At 52.9% G+C, this 17,340-nt stretch carries 18 protein-coding genes; 5 read left to right on the top strand and 13 right to left on the bottom strand.

The annotated features are described in order from the left end of the window. Window positions 1-10: 10 nt before the first annotated feature. The 3 genes from MCB1EB_RS03240 to MCB1EB_RS03230 form a co-directional block, all read right to left on the bottom strand. A complete protein-coding gene (locus tag MCB1EB_RS03240) occupies window positions 11-1,015 on the bottom strand; it encodes a S49 family peptidase (protein WP_045363016.1) in 1,005 nt (334 codons plus the stop codon). Between the two features lie 104 nt (window positions 1,016-1,119). After that, complete coding sequence (locus MCB1EB_RS03235) at window positions 1,120-1,596, bottom strand: CCDC90 family protein (protein ID WP_045363018.1); 477 nt, start codon at window positions 1,594-1,596, stop codon at window positions 1,120-1,122. A 75-nt stretch (window positions 1,597-1,671) separates the two neighbouring features. Beyond that, window positions 1,672-2,676 (bottom strand): RluA family pseudouridine synthase, encoded by a 1,005-nt coding sequence (locus MCB1EB_RS03230; RefSeq protein ID WP_045363019.1) that lies wholly within the window; start codon window positions 2,674-2,676, stop codon window positions 1,672-1,674. Between the two features lie 301 nt (window positions 2,677-2,977). Between MCB1EB_RS03230 and MCB1EB_RS11970 the strand changes: the two genes are divergently transcribed. The 4 genes from MCB1EB_RS11970 (at window position 2,978) to MCB1EB_RS03215 (ending at window position 8,392) form a co-directional block, all read left to right on the top strand. Beyond that, window positions 2,978-3,187, top strand: a complete 210-nt coding sequence (locus MCB1EB_RS11970) for a hypothetical protein (RefSeq protein WP_026920975.1) — start codon at window positions 2,978-2,980, stop codon at window positions 3,185-3,187. Continuing rightward, the gene (locus MCB1EB_RS03225; RefSeq protein WP_045363021.1) at window positions 3,168-5,957 is read left to right on the top strand and encodes an Rne/Rng family ribonuclease; all 2,790 of its coding nucleotides are present in this window, start codon (window positions 3,168-3,170) and stop codon (window positions 5,955-5,957) included. The genes MCB1EB_RS11970 and MCB1EB_RS03225 overlap by 20 nt, the downstream gene beginning before the upstream one ends. Before the next feature lie 134 nt (window positions 5,958-6,091). Next, on the top strand, window positions 6,092-7,303 hold the full coding sequence (locus MCB1EB_RS03220) for a DUF2863 family protein (RefSeq protein ID WP_045363023.1): 1,212 nt from the start codon (window positions 6,092-6,094) through the stop codon (window positions 7,301-7,303). Between the two features lie 189 nt (window positions 7,304-7,492). Continuing rightward, a complete protein-coding gene (locus tag MCB1EB_RS03215) occupies window positions 7,493-8,392 on the top strand; it encodes a response regulator transcription factor (RefSeq protein ID WP_052393784.1) in 900 nt (299 codons plus the stop codon). A 50-nt stretch (window positions 8,393-8,442) separates the two neighbouring features. On the opposite strand, the gene MCB1EB_RS03210 is transcribed toward MCB1EB_RS03215, so the two are convergent. The 7 genes from MCB1EB_RS03210 to MCB1EB_RS03180 all read right to left on the bottom strand — a co-directional run bounded on the left by MCB1EB_RS03210 (window position 8,443) and on the right by MCB1EB_RS03180 (window position 14,767). Continuing rightward, entirely contained in the window at window positions 8,443-9,828 is a 1,386-nt protein-coding gene (locus tag MCB1EB_RS03210; RefSeq protein WP_045363026.1) for an ISL3 family transposase, read from the bottom strand. Window positions 9,829-9,830: 2 nt separating this feature from the next. Next, window positions 9,831-10,451 (bottom strand): DUF5710 domain-containing protein, encoded by a 621-nt coding sequence (locus MCB1EB_RS03205; protein ID WP_045363029.1) that lies wholly within the window; start codon window positions 10,449-10,451, stop codon window positions 9,831-9,833. Window positions 10,452-10,460: 9 nt separating this feature from the next. Next, a complete protein-coding gene (locus MCB1EB_RS03200; RefSeq protein WP_126353853.1) occupies window positions 10,461-10,682 on the bottom strand; it encodes a hypothetical protein in 222 nt (73 codons plus the stop codon). Between the two features lie 15 nt (window positions 10,683-10,697). Continuing rightward, window positions 10,698-11,333 carry a hypothetical protein gene (locus MCB1EB_RS03195; RefSeq protein WP_197721985.1) on the bottom strand — a complete coding sequence of 212 codons (636 nt, stop codon included), beginning with the start codon at window positions 11,331-11,333 and terminating at the stop codon, window positions 10,698-10,700. 77 nt (window positions 11,334-11,410) lie between these two features. Next, complete coding sequence (locus tag MCB1EB_RS03190; RefSeq protein ID WP_081953495.1) at window positions 11,411-12,433, bottom strand: nucleotidyl transferase AbiEii/AbiGii toxin family protein; 1,023 nt, start codon at window positions 12,431-12,433, stop codon at window positions 11,411-11,413. Next, window positions 12,430-12,726, bottom strand: a complete 297-nt coding sequence (locus tag MCB1EB_RS03185; RefSeq protein WP_045363033.1) for a hypothetical protein — start codon at window positions 12,724-12,726, stop codon at window positions 12,430-12,432. The genes MCB1EB_RS03190 and MCB1EB_RS03185 overlap by 4 nt, the downstream gene beginning before the upstream one ends. 232 nt (window positions 12,727-12,958) lie before the next feature. Continuing rightward, window positions 12,959-14,767 carry an aminopeptidase P family protein gene (locus tag MCB1EB_RS03180; protein WP_045363036.1) on the bottom strand — a complete coding sequence of 603 codons (1,809 nt, stop codon included), beginning with the start codon at window positions 14,765-14,767 and terminating at the stop codon, window positions 12,959-12,961. Window positions 14,768-14,896: 129 nt separating this feature from the next. On the opposite strand from MCB1EB_RS03180, the gene hemA reads away from it, so the two are divergent. After that, the gene (hemA, locus tag MCB1EB_RS03175; RefSeq protein ID WP_045363039.1) at window positions 14,897-16,210 is read left to right on the top strand and encodes a glutamyl-tRNA reductase; all 1,314 of its coding nucleotides are present in this window, start codon (window positions 14,897-14,899) and stop codon (window positions 16,208-16,210) included. 61 nt (window positions 16,211-16,271) lie between these two features. Here the strand turns inward: hemA and MCB1EB_RS03170 are convergent, their stop codons facing one another. From MCB1EB_RS03170 to MCB1EB_RS03160, 3 genes are all read right to left on the bottom strand, one after another. Beyond that, a complete protein-coding gene (locus MCB1EB_RS03170; RefSeq protein ID WP_045363041.1) occupies window positions 16,272-16,625 on the bottom strand; it encodes a c-type cytochrome in 354 nt (117 codons plus the stop codon). Between the two features lie 35 nt (window positions 16,626-16,660). Further along, window positions 16,661-17,023: a c-type cytochrome gene (locus MCB1EB_RS03165; RefSeq protein WP_026920984.1), complete on the bottom strand. Its 363-nt coding sequence runs from the start codon at window positions 17,021-17,023 to the stop codon at window positions 16,661-16,663. Window positions 17,024-17,110: 87 nt separating this feature from the next. Then, the gene (locus tag MCB1EB_RS03160) at window positions 17,111-17,335 is read right to left on the bottom strand and encodes an EscE/YscE/SsaE family type III secretion system needle protein co-chaperone (RefSeq protein WP_045363043.1); all 225 of its coding nucleotides are present in this window, start codon (window positions 17,333-17,335) and stop codon (window positions 17,111-17,113) included. Window positions 17,336-17,340 lie beyond the last annotated feature (5 nt).

The following is a 17,340-nucleotide window of genomic DNA, read 5'->3' as shown; positions in this document are numbered from 1 at the left end:
CCTAGCGCGGTTAATTCAATTGCAGCGGCTCTTGGCTGGTCAACGCGCGCACGGCGAAAGCCCCTGCGGACAAACCAAATTTGCGCGCAAAGCGATCGAACATGCCCTCTTTCACGGTGTAATCAACGATTTTTTCCGTTTTCAAGAGCTCGCGAAGCACATAGCGCGTATCACCCAAACCATCCGCCAACCCGAGCGCAACGCCACGTTGGCCGGTCCAAACTAAACCTGAGAAAATTTCTGGCGTTTCCTTCAAACGCTTGCCGCGCCCCTGGCGGACCGCATCAATAAATTGCTGGTGCACTTCATTCAGCAAGTTTTGCATATATTTTCTTTGCACTTTGTCTTCCGGCAAAAAAGGATCGTTCAGCGCTTTATTGCGACCCGCAGTGAGCAAACGCCTCTCAATGCCTACTTTACTCATTAAATCAGTAAAGCCAAAGCTATCCATACGCACACCGATTGAACCGATAATGCTGGCCTTATCCACGAAGATTTTGTCAGCGGCCGCGGCAATATAATAAGCGCCCGAGGCACAAATATCATCGACCACCACATAAACAGGCTTATCTGGATAGCGCGCGCGCAATCGACGAATTTCATCATTAACCATGCCCGCTTGCACTGGACTGCCACCTGGGCTATTGATTTGCAGAATCACCCCCGCTGCTTGTTCGGCTGAAAATGCCCGCTCAAGCGCGGCAATCAAATTGGTGGCATTACTTTGTTGATCCGGCACAATTTCACCTTGCAGCGAAACCAGCGCAGCATGTTTGCCAGTGGCCCCACCTGCGCCGCTTGAGATAGAAACTGCGCGCCAGGTCATAAGGACGAAAATCATTAAAAACGCCAAGCGGAAAAATATTTTCCAGCGCCGCGCCGCGCGTTGCTCGCGCACTGCCGCCAGTAAGGTTTTTTCAATTAATGCACGTTCCCAGAGGGGCGCAATGGGCGCTGCCGCATCAATTCCGGCCTTGCCAGACTTAGCATTAGCAATTGAATCGTCATCAGACATGATAGAAGTAAACGGTTGCGGTTAAAGACAAGATACGATAACACACAACCTAATTAGCGTCAGCATCCGACTAGGCCGGCACTGCGCATAAAGGGTAGCGGCAACTATAAAACTTTCATGAGGGTTACCGTCGCACTGACGACAAGTCCGGCGGCACTGGCTAGCATGATTCCCATCTTGACGAGCAAGCTCATTTCAAATTTTTCGAGCTTGGTATCAAAGCGTTGCTCCAGGTTTGTTATATCTTTTCGAACGTCTTTGATTTCATGCCTCAAGTCTTTGCTCAAATCATTGATTTCATGCCCCAGATCTTTGCCCAAATCGTTGATTTCATGTCGCAGCTCTTTGCTCACGTCTATGATTTGATGTTGCAGCTCTTTTTTAGCTAGCTGCAAATCTTCTTTAGTGACCAGCTTTTGCAGATTAACGGTAAATATTTCCGATAAACCTTCTGCTTCTGCATCAGCTTGAGCACTCGGAACACCCGCTTCTTTTAAGCGTTTAGAAAATTTTAAAGTATCAAATATTGCCATAGCCATAACAAGTTCTCTAAGTCCTTTTAGATCTAACACATGCGCCATTTCCACCCTCAATTACATCTCAATTGGTTTAATTATCAACCAAATATTAAGAGGGGCGCAAGTGCTTTCTTGTCGCTAGTGGTTTTTTCCTTGTAACTGGCTCAATTGCTCAAGAAACCGCTCGCAGTCGCTTGGCAAAGGCGCCTCAAGCGCGAGCCGCACGCCACTTGCAGGATGCGTCACACTCACTTTATGCGCGTGCAAAAACATCCGTTTAAGCCCTGGCTTTGCCGCGGTGCGGGCTAACTGGCGATTCAAGGCGAAATCGCCATATTTATCGTCTCCCACAATCGGAGCCGTCAAATGGGCTAGATGAACCCGGATCTGATGCGTGCGCCCAGTTTTTAACTCGGCTTCTAGCAACGCATAGCCTGTAAAGCGCTTAATTAAATTAAACACCGTATGCGCTGTTTGGCCTTGTTCATGGACACATACCCGCCGCTCACCTTCAGGTGTCAGATATTTATGCAATCTTTCTTTGACAATTTGGCGCGACGCCTGCCAATCTGCATGCACACAGACTAAATAACGTTTCTCAACTTGGTTGTCTCGTAGTTGAGCGTGTAATGCAGTTAAGGCTGAACGTTTTTTAGCCAATAACAAAATGCCTGATGTTTCACGATCAAGCCGATGCACTAATTCAAGAAACTTGAAATTGGGATAAGCCCGCCGTAATTGTTCAATCACGCCGAAGGCAATGCCGCTACCGCCATGTACCGCCACGCCAGCCGGTTTGTTAATCACCAGCAGACAATCATCTTCGTACAGCACCGGAAAATTCGCGCACGGCGCGGCGCTGCTTAGGGGCTGAGATATATTATTTTCTTTGAGCGCAATCCGCATCGGCGGCAAGCGTATAATGTCCCCCATCGCTAATCGATACGCGGTATCTACCCGGCCTTTATTGACGCGCACTTCACCGCTGCGCACGATGCGGTAAATATGGCTTTTGGGTACGCCCTTACAGATGCGTAGCAAAAAATTGTCGATCCGCTGTCCAGCCGCAGCATCGTCAATCGTAAGCAGTTGGACTGAGTTGGGAAGTGGGTGCTGCACAGATATTTTGCCTAACTTATTCATTCTGCATATAATTTGCCTTCGGCAAGTCCGCATAGAGAGTGTCTGCACTTTCTATGCGTAGATTGCACCTGGCATGAGCATTAATAGACAGCCATTTTACTTGGATAACCGGCGGCTGTCGCTCATTGAAGCTAGACGATATGTTGCACGCACGGATTTTGTTTTAGCGAGAGCCCCCAGATTAGGTCAGCTCAGCTAAAAAAGTACCGAAAGGCAAAGAAGATTTGGTTGAAAAGAATTTTATTGATTAGTCTGAATTTAACTAGTCAATGGCGAAAATCGATACGATACTTGGCGCTAAATGGAGCAAAACTCAGCGCCAGTCAATTCGCATACCCCTGGCACCGCTCAAAATAAGCGCTACCAGAAAGGTAATTCTGCACTGCACCAAAACTTCAGGCCTAGCGTGTTTTTAGAACACTATAAAACGCAGCGCGCCGTCCTTTACTGCCTTAGAGCAAGAATTGGCCGAGCTGCTCCGGAGCCGTTTCATGAAACGCATACTTTTTAACGCCACGCAACGAGAAGAACTTCGTGTGGCTATCGTCGTTGGGCAAAAGCTCATCGATATTGATATTGAAACCGTTGGGCAAGAACAACGCAAAGGCAATATTTATAAAGGAGTCGTCACCCGTATTGAGCCCTCGCTAGAAGCCTGCTTTGTTAATTATGGCGAAGAACGCCATGGTTTTTTACCCTTTAAAGAAGTCGCGCGCCAATATTTTAAAGAAGGGATCGACATGCGCTCGGCGCGGATCCAAGATGTGCTGCATGAAGGGCAAGAACTGATCGTTCAGGTCGAAAAAGAAGAGCGCGGCAATAAAGGCGCGGCCTTGACGACCTTTATCTCACTCGCCGGACGCTATTTGGTGCTGATGCCAAATAATCCGCGGGGCGGCGGCGTCTCGCGCCGCATCGAAGGCGATGAACGCCAAGAACTACGCGATACGATGGCGCAACTGCAATTGCCAGACGGCATGAGCATGATCGCCCGCACCGCAGGGATTGGCCGCAGCACCGAAGAATTGCAATGGGATCTTAATTATCTGATGCAATTGTGGCGCGCCATTGAAGAGGCGGCCCACGATATGCAAGGCCCACTCCTGATTTATCTGGAATCCAGTTTGGTGATCCGCGCCATCCGCGACTATTTTCAACCCGATATTGGCGAAATTTTAATTGATACGGCGGAGATTGAGGAACAGGCGCGCGCCTTTATGGGCATCGTCATGCCCGACAATCTGCATAAGGTCAAGCGCTACCACGACGATGTACCGCTGTTTTCTCGCTTTCAGATCGAACATCAAATTGAGACCGCTTATGCGCGTACCGTGTCTTTGCCCTCTGGCGGCTCCATCGTCATCGACCATACTGAGGCATTAGTCTCCGTCGATGTCAATTCCGCCCGCTCAACAAAAGGGGCCGACATTGAAGAAACCGCGCTGCGCACGAATTTAGAAGCCTCTGACGAAGTGGCGCGGCAGCTCAGGCTTCGAGATCTAGGCGGTTTGATCGTCATCGATTTTATCGATATGGAATCCGCCAAGAATCAGCGTGAAGTCGAGCAGCGCCTAAAAGACGCGCTCAAGCATGACCGAGCGCGCGTGCAGATGAGCAAAATTTCGCGCTTTGGGCTGATGGAGTTATCGCGTCAACGGCTACGCCCCGCTTTATCCGAAGGTAGCCATGTCACGTGTCCGCGCTGTAACGGCACAGGCCATATTCGCAATGCCGAATCTTCAGCTTTGCAAATCTTGCGCATTATCCAAGAAGAAGCGATGAAAGAAAACACTGCGGCGATTCATTGCCAAGTGCCAATTGAAGTTTCAGCCTTCTTGCTGAATGAAAAACGCCAAGAAATCAACAAAATTGAAAGTCGCTTTAAAGTTGGCATTATCTTAATCCCGAACAAATATCTGGAAACGCCGCACTACAAGCTGGAACGGTTGCGGCACGACGATCCTAATATTGATGAAGTGCATATCAGTCACCGCATGACTGAAAAAGCCGTGCGCGAAATGGAACAGGAAATGGCTTACAGCAAGCGTACTGAAGAAGTCCGCCCCAAACAAGAAGCTGCAGTTAAAGGGATTTCGCCAGAACACCCTGCGCCTATCGCTAAGCGTAGCAAATCCAGTCGCGCAGCTAGCGCACATCGACTGGAAACAGAAGATTCCGGTTTATTTAGCTGGTTTAAGCGCTGGTTTAGTTTCTCCCCTGCCGAGCCGTCCACTGCTTCTGAAAAAAACACTCCGCAACGCACACGCACGACCCAAGCCACAACTGGCCGAGCTGCGGATAAAAGCGTGGCGCAAGAGCGCAATAATAATAGCGGTCGCACACGCCGCGGTAGCAACGCAAGCCGTGTTAGCGAGCCTGGTAACGAGCGGGCAGCGCGTAACGGCGGGCGGCGCGATGCGCGCGCTCCAGCTGAAGAGCCAGTAGAAACTCTTGAGGCAGCAACCGCGACGCAGGAGCGTAGCGAACGTCAAGAACGCGGCAGACGCCCAGAACGGAGCGGACGCCAGGATCATAAACGAGCGCAAACCCCTGCTCCGGCACCGAGTCAAACGGTCGCAGCTACACTCCCAGACGCTCCAAGAACAGAGCGTTCAGATGAATTTCCTGTTGCCGCAACTGCGCGCCCAGATTCTGTTGCTGCGTTTGTACCCCACACCACAACGGCTCAACCCGAAGGCGAAGAACGCCGCCGCCGTCGGCGCGGGCGACGTGGCGGTCGCCGCGAACGCGATGACGCAAACCAAACTCGCACCCACGAAGTTGAATTTCATACCGAGTCCACTGATGTCGCTCAAACCGCCGATTATGCACCGCGCTTGCCGGAGCAGGCTCCGGCGCCACAGCCACAGCCACAGCCACAGCCACAGCCACAGCCACAGCCACAGCCACAGCCACAGCCACAGCCACAGCCACAGCCACAGCCAGAAAGTGTAAGTGTGCCGCCCGCCCGCACCGCCATTCCGAGCCAACCCGCTGTAGCCGCAACTCCAGCAGCACAGCCTACGAGCTCCCCTGCGCCGGTCCCAGCAAGCTTGCCGGAACCTAAAATGGCGTCAAGACCGGCGGCCTTAAGTCGGATGCTAGAAGCGACAAATCTTGTTCTCGTCAACACAGATAGCGCTAAACTGCACAGCGCTCATGAAGCCACTGCGGCAATCACTGAGCCGCCCCGCATTAGGCGCGAACGCAAGCGCTTGCCGCCAGCCGCAAGCGCCCCAATCCAACAAGTTGAAACCAGCAAAATGGCCGAGACAAAATAAGCATAAAAAACGCCGCTAATGAATGAATCCCAGCCTTTGACAAGATGCGATGAGGCTGGATTCTTTTTTATTATTTTTATAAATCCTTATAAAAAAGGCATAGAATATTTCATCGTGTACTCAAAAAATCTTCGATACGCTTGCAAATGACCAAACGCCTGCCCCCGGATGCCGAGAAACTTATCGGCTTATGCCTTGCATCTTATGTATCAGGCAGTCGCACTGAAGACCGTTTTTGGGAAGCTCAAACTGATGCCCTCGTGGCAAAAATTTTACGGCAGGGCAACCAAGCCGCCCTTGATGCCGCACTGGAGCGCCTCCAGCAGAATCACCCAGGTGCATACAGCGTTTTAGCCGATATTGCAGATGCTCACAGTGAGTCACTGTCTATCTCTCATGAGAATCGCCAGTGGGACGCCATACTCATTGCCGCACCCGTGCTCGCTTGGACCCGCTACACCATCCCTTTGGGGCCGCTCAAAGCCGATACCGTCAATGCGCTGCATACTCATTTACAAGCGCATATCCTAGCGGATGGCGTACGGCTGGCGCTGGCGCCTTATCTATACAGTATCGATCAACTGCCAGAACAGCAGATTGAAACTTACCGGCTCACCCAACAATTTGCGCAAGCAGCGCTTGAGCGCCGCCAGATTCAACTACCGTTGAATCTGCGTGAATTACCCGAGCTTGCCCCAGTCCTGGCCGATCCGCGTTTTTTATTAGCCGTTGCAACTGCTCCGGCGGGCCAGGCCCTCTTTCGTTGGCAAGAAGAAGAAAGCGGGATACGCATCGAGCGCAGCGATTGTCTAAAACAGTGGGCTGCTCAAGGCGGTGCGAATTTCGCGCAAGCACTACCTGGCTGTGAATTAGAATGCTTATTGCCTGACGCTTATCATGCAGCATGTCGCACTGCGGATGAAAAAATTCGGCCGCATACATTGCGCACGGCAGTACGTTATCTCAACGATACCCTAGCGCCTAATGCAAACGGGCTGCGCGCTGTCATCGCAGGCTTTGGCGAACATCGCGTGGATGAATATCGGATTGGCTTTACGCAGCGAGGCGATAATGCCGTGCTCTATGGGATTGTCTGGCCGCTGTACGGTCATGAAGACATTGCGGCGCTTGCCGCCGAACAGGACGAAACGGCCAATAGCCCGCTAGACGATATTATCGCCCTTTTAAAAGAAGCCAATATCGTCGATATTCGCCGCCATGCTGGGCGCTTTGATCCTGAATACTGCGAAGACTGCAATGGCCCACTCTACGCCAACCCACTGGGCGAAATTGTGCATGCAGAAATGCCGGCTGACATTGAGCCCGCTCAGCCACATTTCCATTAAATTTTAACGCCTTGCCCCTGCCTAAGACGAGGCAAAATTATGTCTTTTGGCTAGGGGGTCAAAGCGCGGGAAATTTGTCAAGATATGCCCCAGGTTGCGCTATATTGGTTTGCAATCTTTTTGCCGCGTAAAAACCCGATTTTTACGCCACGCTTATGGTGAACAATATCCAATTGGAGGGGCATTCCAATGAAATTCTTTGTTTTAAACGACCAAGCCGAACGGCGCGAAGGACTCAAAGCCCTCCTGCGCCAAATTGATCGCCGCGCTAAATTCGCTGAAGCAAAAGACTGGCGGCAAGCAACCCATCGCTTAAAACGCGACTTACACGATTTGCTGGTGATTGATTGGCAATTGCGCTGGATGCGCATCGCCGATTTATTGTCTGTATTGCGCGAGCATCCGACCCTGCCGGTGGCAATTTTAACCGACGACACAACCCGCGCCACCGTCCATGCATTGCTGCATGCCGGAGTGCTCGGCATCATACCCCGCAGTCTGAATCCTCATTTGATTTTGCGCGTATTTGAACTGGTTCTGCTGGGGGGACACTACGTACCTGTATGCGCTCTCACCCCTACTTTACCCACCACATCTAAATCCCCGGCTAGTTGCGTCATCCAGCCACCTGCTATGCTTAAACCTATTCCGCGTAACGCCCCCATGCGCCTTTCGCCGCGCCAGCACCAAATCATGCGTTTATTAAATATGGGCAACACCAATAAACTGATTGCTCGCACTCTCAATATTAGCGAAGGCACGGTCAAAATTCATTTAGCCAGCATCTTTAATGTATTAGGCGCAAGCAACCGCGCCGCAGCGGTCGCCATCTATAATGGCTGGCAATTCAATACGCTGGAAGTGCTGCATGATACGACGCAGCCACTTGAGCCTAACCCGAGCCAAGCTAGGCATGCGCCCGTTTCGCTCACGCAACCTAAAGCCACGCCGGCAGGGTCTGCGGTGAATACGTATCCGCTGCTCATTGCAGCCCAAACCACCCCTCCTTATAATGCACCAGACACGCCATCCATAGCGCGGCAAAACACCCGCGCCCATGCTGATTCTACACCTAAGGACAAGCTCTAATAACAGCCCGTTTATTTATCGGCCATTCGTAAAAGTGTGTTGTAGATCGCTCAAAGTTCACCCGCCTCGATCATGTGGATGAGTGTTGAAATGTCCGCCCCGTAGTTCTTGGGTGGCGGAGGTGCCTTGTGTTGGTCGGCCTCCTTTGGAGGTTTCATCGGACTCACCTTTTCAAGCACTGGCAATCCATAGCCCGGCATGACTCTGCTGATTTCAACAGGCTCTAGCGCTCGCTTTCTCTCGAACTTGGGCCCCGCCTGCTTTCGGCTGTGAATGCCCTCGGTGAACAGAATCTTGGCTCGCAATGCCTCGAACGAGTAGCCACGCCCTAGCCGGTTCATCACCCGGATCAGGCTGTTCAAACTCTCGGCGTAGGCGTTCGTTACCGGGTGCTCGAAGTAGTTGAGGATGTAGGGTTGCCAGTTGGTGAACGCCCGGATCAGGTCGTAGAAGTACGGCCTGCTCTCAGGCGATACATCCTTGCTCCAAGCCTCGTAGTGCCTCAAGGCACTCTCTGGCGAGTCTGAGTCCTCGTAGATGGCATAGAAAGCTTCCTTGAGCCTGTATGCCTCTCCCAAGGCCGGGTAGTTCTTTGTCCAGCCATCGAGGTTCAGCCGTTCTTCGTCATTCAGGGTGCGCTCGCGCTTGAGCAGCACAAAACGATCGTGCATCAGCCCACGCTTTTGCTTGAGTGTCAGTTCGCCTCGCAATCCCTTGCGAGCCTTCTCCATCGCGTCGTTCGCCATCCTGACAACGTGGAACTTGTCGATGACGATGGTGGCGTCTGGCAGCGCCGCGCCCACCGCGTCGCGGTAGGGCGTCCACATATCCATCGCCACGTACTGCACCTTGTCCCGGTTCGGCATCTTGAACAGGTACTTCGCCATCGTGTCCTTGTTCCGGTTGTGGAGCATGTCCACGATGGTCTTGCTCTGGATGTTCGAGACGACGCAGCGCGGCTTGTTGATGATGTGGATTTCGTCAATCCCCATCCACTTTGGCGTTTCGAAGCGGACGGTCTGCTCAAGCTCGTTGATGTAGTCGCGGAAGATGTTGCGGATCGTCCCTTCGACCATGCCGGTTTCGTCGGCCAGCGATGTGAAGGTGCGTTTCAACGCCTGCTGCCCGATCCACTTCACCAGTCGCTCTGTCATCATGCGGTTCTCGGCCAGCACAGGCAGCGCCTGATAGAAGGTCTTGCCGCAGGACTGGCAGCGCATTCGCTTAGTGTCGATGTAGATGCCCACGCGCTTGCCGTGCATGGGCAGGTCTTTAAACACCTGATCGCGGGTACCCCACGAGGTTAGCCGGTCAGACTGGCAATGTGGGCAGGCAGATGTCACGTCCACCGGCTCGGCGGTGACGTGGTAGTCGTGATCGGTTTCCTCCATGCGCAGCACTCGGTACTGCGGGAGGTTCAGGATGTTGGCAGGCATGGTCAGGCCCGCCGCATGTATTCAAACAGGTGGTTGCCGTAGACAGCGCCGCCGTTGCAGCCAAACGGCTCAGCAAACTCATGTAGAACAATCTGAGAAGCGGCATGTTCATCCATAGGGAAGAATGCGCCTTGCGGCTCGCAATACATCTCGAAGTCACCCTGCTTCATGCCACAGTGCTCGCAGTGGTTCATCCAGTACGAGCTTTGCGTGGTCTTGCTGAAATCGACGCAGTAGTGCCGCGAGAATGCCTTGATGCGTGCCACCACGCCGGGCAGAAGATCGGTGACATAGTGAACAATGGTCGGCTCGTCATACCGACACCACGCATCCCGGTCATCATCTTCATCATCGGGTTCCAGCATTTCGTGCCCGGCAGGCAGGATGAAACCAAAGGCGCTTGTGTGCTCGCCACATTTCCAACACGGGTTGATGGTCTGGGCGATGAAATAGATGCTTGAGCGAACGCTGATGTCCGGCTCACGTGGCAACCAGCGCCCGAAGACGTTGGTTGCCACGCCGTCCGGCACATACCAGACCTTGCGTTCGCCATCCCAGCGGGCACCCAACCGCTTGGCTTCATCTTTCTCGGCGAAGGGTACATTGAGGTCGATGCGCGGCATGGAAACTCCTCAGTCCAGCCTCATAGCCACGCCGAAGTTCTTTTCGTTGGCGTCGGTCTTGCTGCCGCAGGCGGCCAGCGTGACGGTGCCAAGGACGGCGAAAATGGCAATATTCTTCTGCACGGACATCCAAAGTTCATCTGGCCCTTGCGGGAAATTGGAAACAAATTGTGCGTTCTTCGCCGCGAACGAGATTGGCAGCCTCACCGCACTCATATTCAAAAGGTTCATAGCAGGCATCCCAATCTATTCCGATGGAAACTTGACAGTCGCCAACGCCTCGTGTTCGCTCACTACTGGCAAGCGATCACAGGCTACTGGTTCAGGCGATATCCAATCGGTTTCGCCGACAGAAAAGAAGCGATCAATCGCAGCTTCTATGGATGCCTGATTGACGACATCCACATCGAGCACGATTTTCAAACCAATGCCATAAACATAGCTGCGGTCGAGTTTGAATGATTCATGAATCACGGGTGGCTCGTTGCGGGCGATCTCCGATTCCAGCTTGCGCCACTGTTCATGAAAAGTCAGGCCACCAAACTGCTCGAAGCGTATTTCCTCGCGTTCGGCCAGTGTGTAGGTGAAGATTTTTCCGGTGCTTGACCGTTGTGCGGGTACGCACTCCAACTTGGAGTTCTCTTCTCTCTCTTCCGGGGTCAGCATCTCGGCCACACGGGTGTGCGCAATGTCATGAGCTTTGTCCCAGAATGCTTTACGGGCAGTCACGAAACTGGCGTTCCAGATCGTGAACCGATCCGTACCCGGAAAGTAGAAATCAAACCACTGGTTGTACAGATCGGGGCGACCCGGTTCATTCAGCACAAGGCGACTGGTGAAGCGACCGCCATAGTCTGCTGCATCACGACGCATCTTGCCCATTAGACATATGACCTCATGGCTGCGCTTGTGCCTTAGCAGGGTCACAAATGGAGGGCGGCGTTTGATTCCGGGGAACTTCATGGCTCACACCCTTTCTCGCCTCGCGCCTTGGCATATTGCGCTTGGAGTTCAGGAGCAAGTTCTTCAACCAATGCCCGCACTTCCTCTTGCCTTGCCTTCTGCACGGCTCCCGGACTGTGCTGGCAGATCACATCGGCGACATCTGACGGCGGCTGCCCATTCTCCGAAATGCTTTCGATGATGGTCTTTTGCTCGACATCGCCCCAGTTCACAGCATCAGCGCCATGCTCCTTAATAGCTGCTGTAGCGCGCTGCCAAAAGGTAAGTACTGCCCCAGCACGGTTTTCGAGCATCGCAAGGTTCCCGATCCGCTCGTCCATGACGGACAAGTCTTTCCAACTCAGGCCACTCAAGGAAGTTGAGCGCAGCGCTATATCAGGAAGATTGCGCACTGCCTTGACTGCATCGACCAGCGTCTTTTTCTCGTCAGCGGTCAGTGTTTTCAAGTCACCATCATTGAAATAGACGAGTGCTTTCAGGCTCTCGCTCGGTTGGAAGTTCGGGCCGTAAAGCTGGCGAGCAGATGCGAGTCCGTGTGACAAGCTCACCCCGGCATTGACCATCGCAGCTACATCACGATAGTCCTTGGCCTCGGCGCGTTGAAGCACAACTTTGACCTTGGTCGCCATCAGGTCGTCAAAAGAAGCTACCTGCAAAACACCGTCATCGGTAAAGTCCGGCTCTCCCACTCGTCCGAAGGCAATCGTGCCGAAGAACGAGACTTTGACGTGCTCCCTCTCCGAGTTTCCATAGGGGACAAGTACAACCCAAGTGTTGTCGTGATCTTGGAGCGTTGTGGACTGTTCCATAAACGGAAAAGCCGCTTTGATGGCTTCCCGATCAAGCGGTTTTTCAGAAAAGAAATCGAAATCAACTGAATCACGGTGCCCCAGCCGCAGTGCAATGGCAGTGCCACCGTACAGCGTAAACCCCTGATTCGGTGCGTTGCTGAGTTCTGGCCACAGTCGTTTTTGGGCGGAGGGCAATATGGCCGTGCAGGGTTTGAACTTGCGAGTCACGCAAACCTCCGCACAGGCAAGGCCGGAACATGATCTACGCTCGATAGTTCAAGACGGTAATGCCAGTACGCCCAAGAACGTTCATTGAACTGACCAGCTTCTGCGTGCGTCAGGACTTCGCGAAGCACCTCATCGCCGACTTGCGAGACAAGCGACTGAACGTCGGAGTAGTCGCCGATGTTCATCACTTGGGCAATCACTCGTTCGGGCATGGCCACAGCTTCCTCTGGCGTTTTCCACCAGATGTACTTGCTGGCAAGCGGCTTCAACGACTCCTGACTGATCTGGATCATGTTAGCATCTCTTCAACACACTTTTACGATTCTCGATAGGCGAATTCTACGCCCTCACGGTCAAGGTTGCAACACGCTTTTACGATCTAAGGCCGTGATGCGCAACTTGCGCCGTTATCTGGCACCCACACACTTTTACGAATAGCCGGATTAATATGCGGGTAAATTAAAGATTCCGCAAGCAATTTGATCGGCTAAATGGCGGTTTTTACAGCTATGTGATCGCTACCCCTTATAGCGAGCCAGTGCGAGCATTCAACCATTCTCGCGCCGCGCCGCTCAGATGGGGCGCAAGCCGCGCTTGCACCCTTTGATGATAGTCATTCAGCCAAGTTATTTCGTCAGCATCTAATAGACTGGGTTCAATGCAACGCGTATCGATCGGACATAAGGTGAGGGTTTCAAATTCAAGAAATTCGCCAAACTCATTAGACTGCGCGGGGCGGACTACAACTAAATTCTCGATCCGTATGCCCCATTGCCCAGGCCGATAGATCCCTGGTTCAATCGAACTAATCATCCCTGGCTCCAGGGCGGTAGTCGGATTCGCCGCGGCATAATGCGAGATGGAGTGTGGGCCTTCATGAACATTTAAAAAATAACCCACGCCATGGCCCGTGCCGTGCCCATAGTCCACCCCTGCTGCCCACAGCGGAGCGCGCGCAATCGCATCCAGCATAGGGGCCCGGATTAAGCGCGGAAAACGCGCTCTGGAAAGGGCCATCATGCCTTTCAAGACCAATGTGAAATCACGCTTTTGCGCGGCGCTTGGGATGCCCACAGGTACCACGCGCGTGATATCAGTGGTCCCTCCCCAATACTGCCCGCCCGAATCAATCAGCAACAGCCCTTGCCCAACAATCTCGGCATTTGAAGCCTCTGAGGCGCAATAATGCGGCATTGCTCCATGCGCATTAAATCCCGCAATCGTACTAAAACTTAATGTCACAAAACCTGGCCGGCGCGCACGTGCAGCACTCAGCCGCTCATCAATGGTTAACTCCGTAATCGTCTCATGACCGAGCGCTTGTTCAAACCATGCGAAAAATTCACACAACGCCGCGCCATCTTGCTCCATGGTTGCGCGAATCTGCGTGATCTCGAGCTCGCTCTTGCGCGCCTTAAGTAAAGTCGATGGATTAATCGCTTCGATTACGCCAACATGAGCCGGCGCAGATTTGAGCATCTGATAATTACTGCGCCGCGGATCGATTAGCAATTTCGCGCCCAGCGGCAAGCCCGCTAACGCTTCAGCAGCCTGCTCATACGGCCCAACCACGATGCCGTCGGCCGCCAAGGCGCGCTGTAACGCAAGCGACACTTTACCCGAAGCGACAAATAAAGTTGCGGAACTTGGGCCAATCAGCGCATAAGCCACAAACACTGGGTTATAGCTCACATCCGAGCCACGTAGATTAAACAACCACGCAATATCGTCAAGCGTTGACACCCAATGCCAATCCGCTCCGCGCGCGCGACTTTGCGCCCGCACACAGGCAAGCTTATCCGCCCGCGTCATTGAAATATACGGTGCTGGATGCTCAAACACCTCTGCTGAGGGCAAGCTTGGACGTTCTTGCCAAATTTCTTCAAGCAGATCAAGGTCCGTGCGTAAGGTAATCTGGCGCGCGCTCAGCGCAGTTTGCAACGTCGCCGCAGCGACCACGCTTAATACCTGTCCATCGACGCCGACTACCCCCCCCATGGGCGTCTGTGTCGTGAGCCAATCACAATGCGCCTGCGCTTGACTAGGGCCGATTTTGATTAATTCGATACCGCTCCCGGCAAGCTGCGTGCTGGCTTGACTCCAATAACGACTATCCACCCATACACCCGCAAAATCCGCACTCACGACTAAAGTGCCAGCCGAACCGGTAAAACCAGAGAGCCAAGCACGGCTTTGCCAGCGCATCGGCGGATATTCTGAAAGATGCGGGTCCGTCGAGGGTACGAGATAGGCATCCAGCCCTTCACGCCGCATTGCAGCGCGCAATTGCGCAATCCGTTCAAGCACAGGGATGGTGGTTGGCGGTAAACTCATTTAAGATTCGCTCCTGTTTGGCGCTTAGCGTATGCATAAACGAACAGAATACTGCAAACGGCGCAGACAAACATCAAGTGAAAGTTAGAAAAAGTTATAATTAAGCCATTCTTCTTAAAATATTTTCTAATGCAACTGTTTGCTATTGGGGTCAATCATCAGACCGCGCCGATTGCCTTGCGCGAGCGGCTCGCCTTTTCGGTCGAACAGCTTAAGCCAGCATTGCAGATGTTGAAATCGGCTTGGCTTAGGCGCGAGGCAGCTCAAATGAAACCTCGCGCGGCGCCTTCACTGGTCGAGGCGGCGCTTCTCTCCACTTGCAATCGCACTGAAATTTACTGCGTCACAAACACCCAAGCCGCCCGCGAGCACGCGATTTCTTGGCTCGCCGAGTACCACCAATTTCCGGCGGACAAACTCGCCTCGCATATTTACACTTTGCCGCAATCTGAGGCGGTCCGTCATGCATTTAGGGTAGCTTCCGGGCTGGATTCGATGGTGCTGGGCGAAACTCAGATTCTTGGACAACTCAAAGATGCCGTGCGCACCGCCTCTGAAGTCGGCGCGCTTGGCACCTATTTGAATCAATTATTTCAGCGCACCTTCGCGGTGGCTAAGGAAGTACGCGGTCAGACTGAAATTGGCGCGCACTCAGTCTCGATGGCTGCCGCTGCCGTGAGGCTCGCCCAACGTATTTTTGAAAATCTCGCAGATCAACGCATACTCTTTATCGGCGCAGGAGAAATGATTGAGCTGTGCGCCACCCATTTCGCTGCGCACAAACCGCGCGCGCTGGTGATTGCGAATCGCACCTTAGAGCGCGGCAGTAAATTAGCCCACCGCTTCAACGGTCAAGCCATCGCACTGTCAGAACTGCCGGCGCGCTTGCATGAGTTTGACATTGTGATATCTTGCACGGCTAGCACCCTGCCGCTAATTGGTCTTGGTGCAGTTGAGCGCGCATTACGCGCGCGGCGACGGCGGCCAATCTTTATGGTCGACCTCGCCGTGCCACGCGATATTGAACCCGAAGCCGCGCAACTCCAAGATGTTTTTTTATATACGGTGGATGATCTCGGGGCAGTCGTGCGTGAAGGCCATACGCTACGACAAGCTGCCGTCACCCAAGCTGAAGCGATTATTGAAACACGCGTGCAGCATTTTATGCAATGGTTAGATGCGCGTAGCGTAGTGCCCGTGATTCGCTCGCTGCAAAGCCAAGCGGATACCTTCAAGCGTATTGAGCTCGAACGAGCGCAAAAAATGCTCGCTCGCGGCGACGATCCGGCGATAGTGCTAGCCGCACTCGCGCAAGCGCTCACGAATAAATTCATGCACGGCCCAATGCGCGCCTTAAACCAAGCGCAAGGCGATAAACGCAAACAAATTACCGAGTTGCTCACTGGCTTGATCGAGCAGACTCAGGGGCATGATCTATCTTAAAGCGACAACGCGCGCCCAAGCTAGAGACGTTAATCGATCCAGCTTGAGCGTATTTTTTGGCTTATTTTTTTAAGACCAAATCACCTGGCAACGACTGTAGATAAGCCGCAATATCGCGCAAATCACGCTGAGATAAACTCTGCATTTGCGCATTCATAATTGGATTGGTACGGCCGAAAAGCGGATTATTATTCGCCACTTGATAGGCGCGCATGGCGAAGTAACTATAGTCCGCATATTGCCCAGCCAGCTTTGGATATTCAGGGGTGATCGGCTGATTCATATTTAGGCCATGGCAAGCGGCGCAATTATTACGCTCTACTAATAACTTGCCATTGGCAATATCGGCGGCATTTGCGTGCGCGCTCACGTGCATTGCACCGATGACCGCCAGCGCCAATAAAAACTTTTTCATCGTTGTTATCCTGCGTACTTTAAAAGGCATCCAAATTATTTATCTGGGTTGTTCGGGCTGGATGATTTTTGCGCCGCATAATACTCAGCAATATCGGCCATATCCTGGTCGCTCAGCGAAGCGGCAAGGGCGTGCATGGTTGAATATTTGCGGTCTCCATTTTTGTAACCTTGCAGCGCAACTTGAATGTATTTCGCATTCTGCCCACCCAGCATCGGCACTCGATATACTTCAGGAAATGCCGTACGATATCCAGCGATGCCATGGCAGCCAATGCACATTGCTACTTTACTCTCGCCAGCCTTTGCGTTGCCGGTTACTTCGACTTCGGTCTCAACGGCGCTGGCTGTTGCGGATAAGAATACCGCCAACGCAGCCATAGTCAGGTTTTTTTTCATAAGGCCCTAAGCGCAAGCTAAAAATCCGGCTATTGTAGCTTGCTTAGCGCCTTATCGTCCATATCACAGCGTACGCGCCTGAGGGGACTAGGCAAAACCGTGATAGCGCCGCCACAGCGTATCGATTACTTGCGCAGCACTCGCGCATGCAGTAACGCAGCGTTGCAGCGCGGCGTGCTCAGCCGGAATCTGCGGCATGCGCAATTGGGCGCGCAGGTGCTGCTCGGCGGTGCGCAGTTTGGCAAGTGCCTGATCACGGAATAGACCAGACGCATCGTCGTGTAATACATCTTCCAAAGTGGTCAAGCGCACGGCAT

Origin of the sequence: Mycoavidus cysteinexigens, from assembly GCF_003966915.1 — a bacterium.
Lineage (GTDB): Bacteria > Pseudomonadota > Gammaproteobacteria > Burkholderiales > Burkholderiaceae > Mycoavidus > Mycoavidus cysteinexigens.
Note: the sequence above shows the minus strand (reverse complement) of the source record. Positions and strands in the feature narration are given on the sequence as shown.

Excerpts from the sequence above, each read along its gene's own strand:
- MCB1EB_RS03180 (WP_045363036.1), bottom strand. The coding sequence starts at position 14,767 with ATGAGTTTACCGCCAACCACCATCCCTGTGCTTGAACGGATTGCGCAA.
- MCB1EB_RS03200 (WP_126353853.1), bottom strand. The coding sequence starts at position 10,682 with ATGAACCTTTTGAATATGAGTGCGGTGAGGCTGCCAATCTCGTTCGCG.
- MCB1EB_RS03215 (WP_052393784.1), top strand. The coding sequence starts at position 7,493 with ATGAAATTCTTTGTTTTAAACGACCAAGCCGAACGGCGCGAAGGACTC.
- MCB1EB_RS03240 (WP_045363016.1), bottom strand. The coding sequence starts at position 1,015 with ATGTCTGATGACGATTCAATTGCTAATGCTAAGTCTGGCAAGGCCGGA.
- MCB1EB_RS03230 (WP_045363019.1), bottom strand. The coding sequence starts at position 2,676 with ATGAATAAGTTAGGCAAAATATCTGTGCAGCACCCACTTCCCAACTCA.
- MCB1EB_RS03165 (WP_026920984.1), bottom strand. The coding sequence starts at position 17,023 with ATGAAAAAAAACCTGACTATGGCTGCGTTGGCGGTATTCTTATCCGCA.
- MCB1EB_RS03170 (WP_045363041.1), bottom strand. The coding sequence starts at position 16,625 with ATGAAAAAGTTTTTATTGGCGCTGGCGGTCATCGGTGCAATGCACGTG.
- MCB1EB_RS03225 (WP_045363021.1), top strand. The coding sequence starts at position 3,168 with ATGAAACGCATACTTTTTAACGCCACGCAACGAGAAGAACTTCGTGTG.
- MCB1EB_RS03195 (WP_197721985.1), bottom strand. The coding sequence starts at position 11,333 with ATGGGCAAGATGCGTCGTGATGCAGCAGACTATGGCGGTCGCTTCACC.
- MCB1EB_RS03185 (WP_045363033.1), bottom strand. The coding sequence starts at position 12,726 with ATGATCCAGATCAGTCAGGAGTCGTTGAAGCCGCTTGCCAGCAAGTAC.
- MCB1EB_RS11970 (WP_026920975.1), top strand. The coding sequence starts at position 2,978 with ATGGAGCAAAACTCAGCGCCAGTCAATTCGCATACCCCTGGCACCGCT.
- MCB1EB_RS03210 (WP_045363026.1), bottom strand. The coding sequence starts at position 9,828 with ATGCCTGCCAACATCCTGAACCTCCCGCAGTACCGAGTGCTGCGCATG.
- MCB1EB_RS03205 (WP_045363029.1), bottom strand. The coding sequence starts at position 10,451 with ATGCCGCGCATCGACCTCAATGTACCCTTCGCCGAGAAAGATGAAGCC.
- hemA (WP_045363039.1), top strand. The coding sequence starts at position 14,897 with ATGCAACTGTTTGCTATTGGGGTCAATCATCAGACCGCGCCGATTGCC.
- MCB1EB_RS03235 (WP_045363018.1), bottom strand. The coding sequence starts at position 1,596 with ATGGCGCATGTGTTAGATCTAAAAGGACTTAGAGAACTTGTTATGGCT.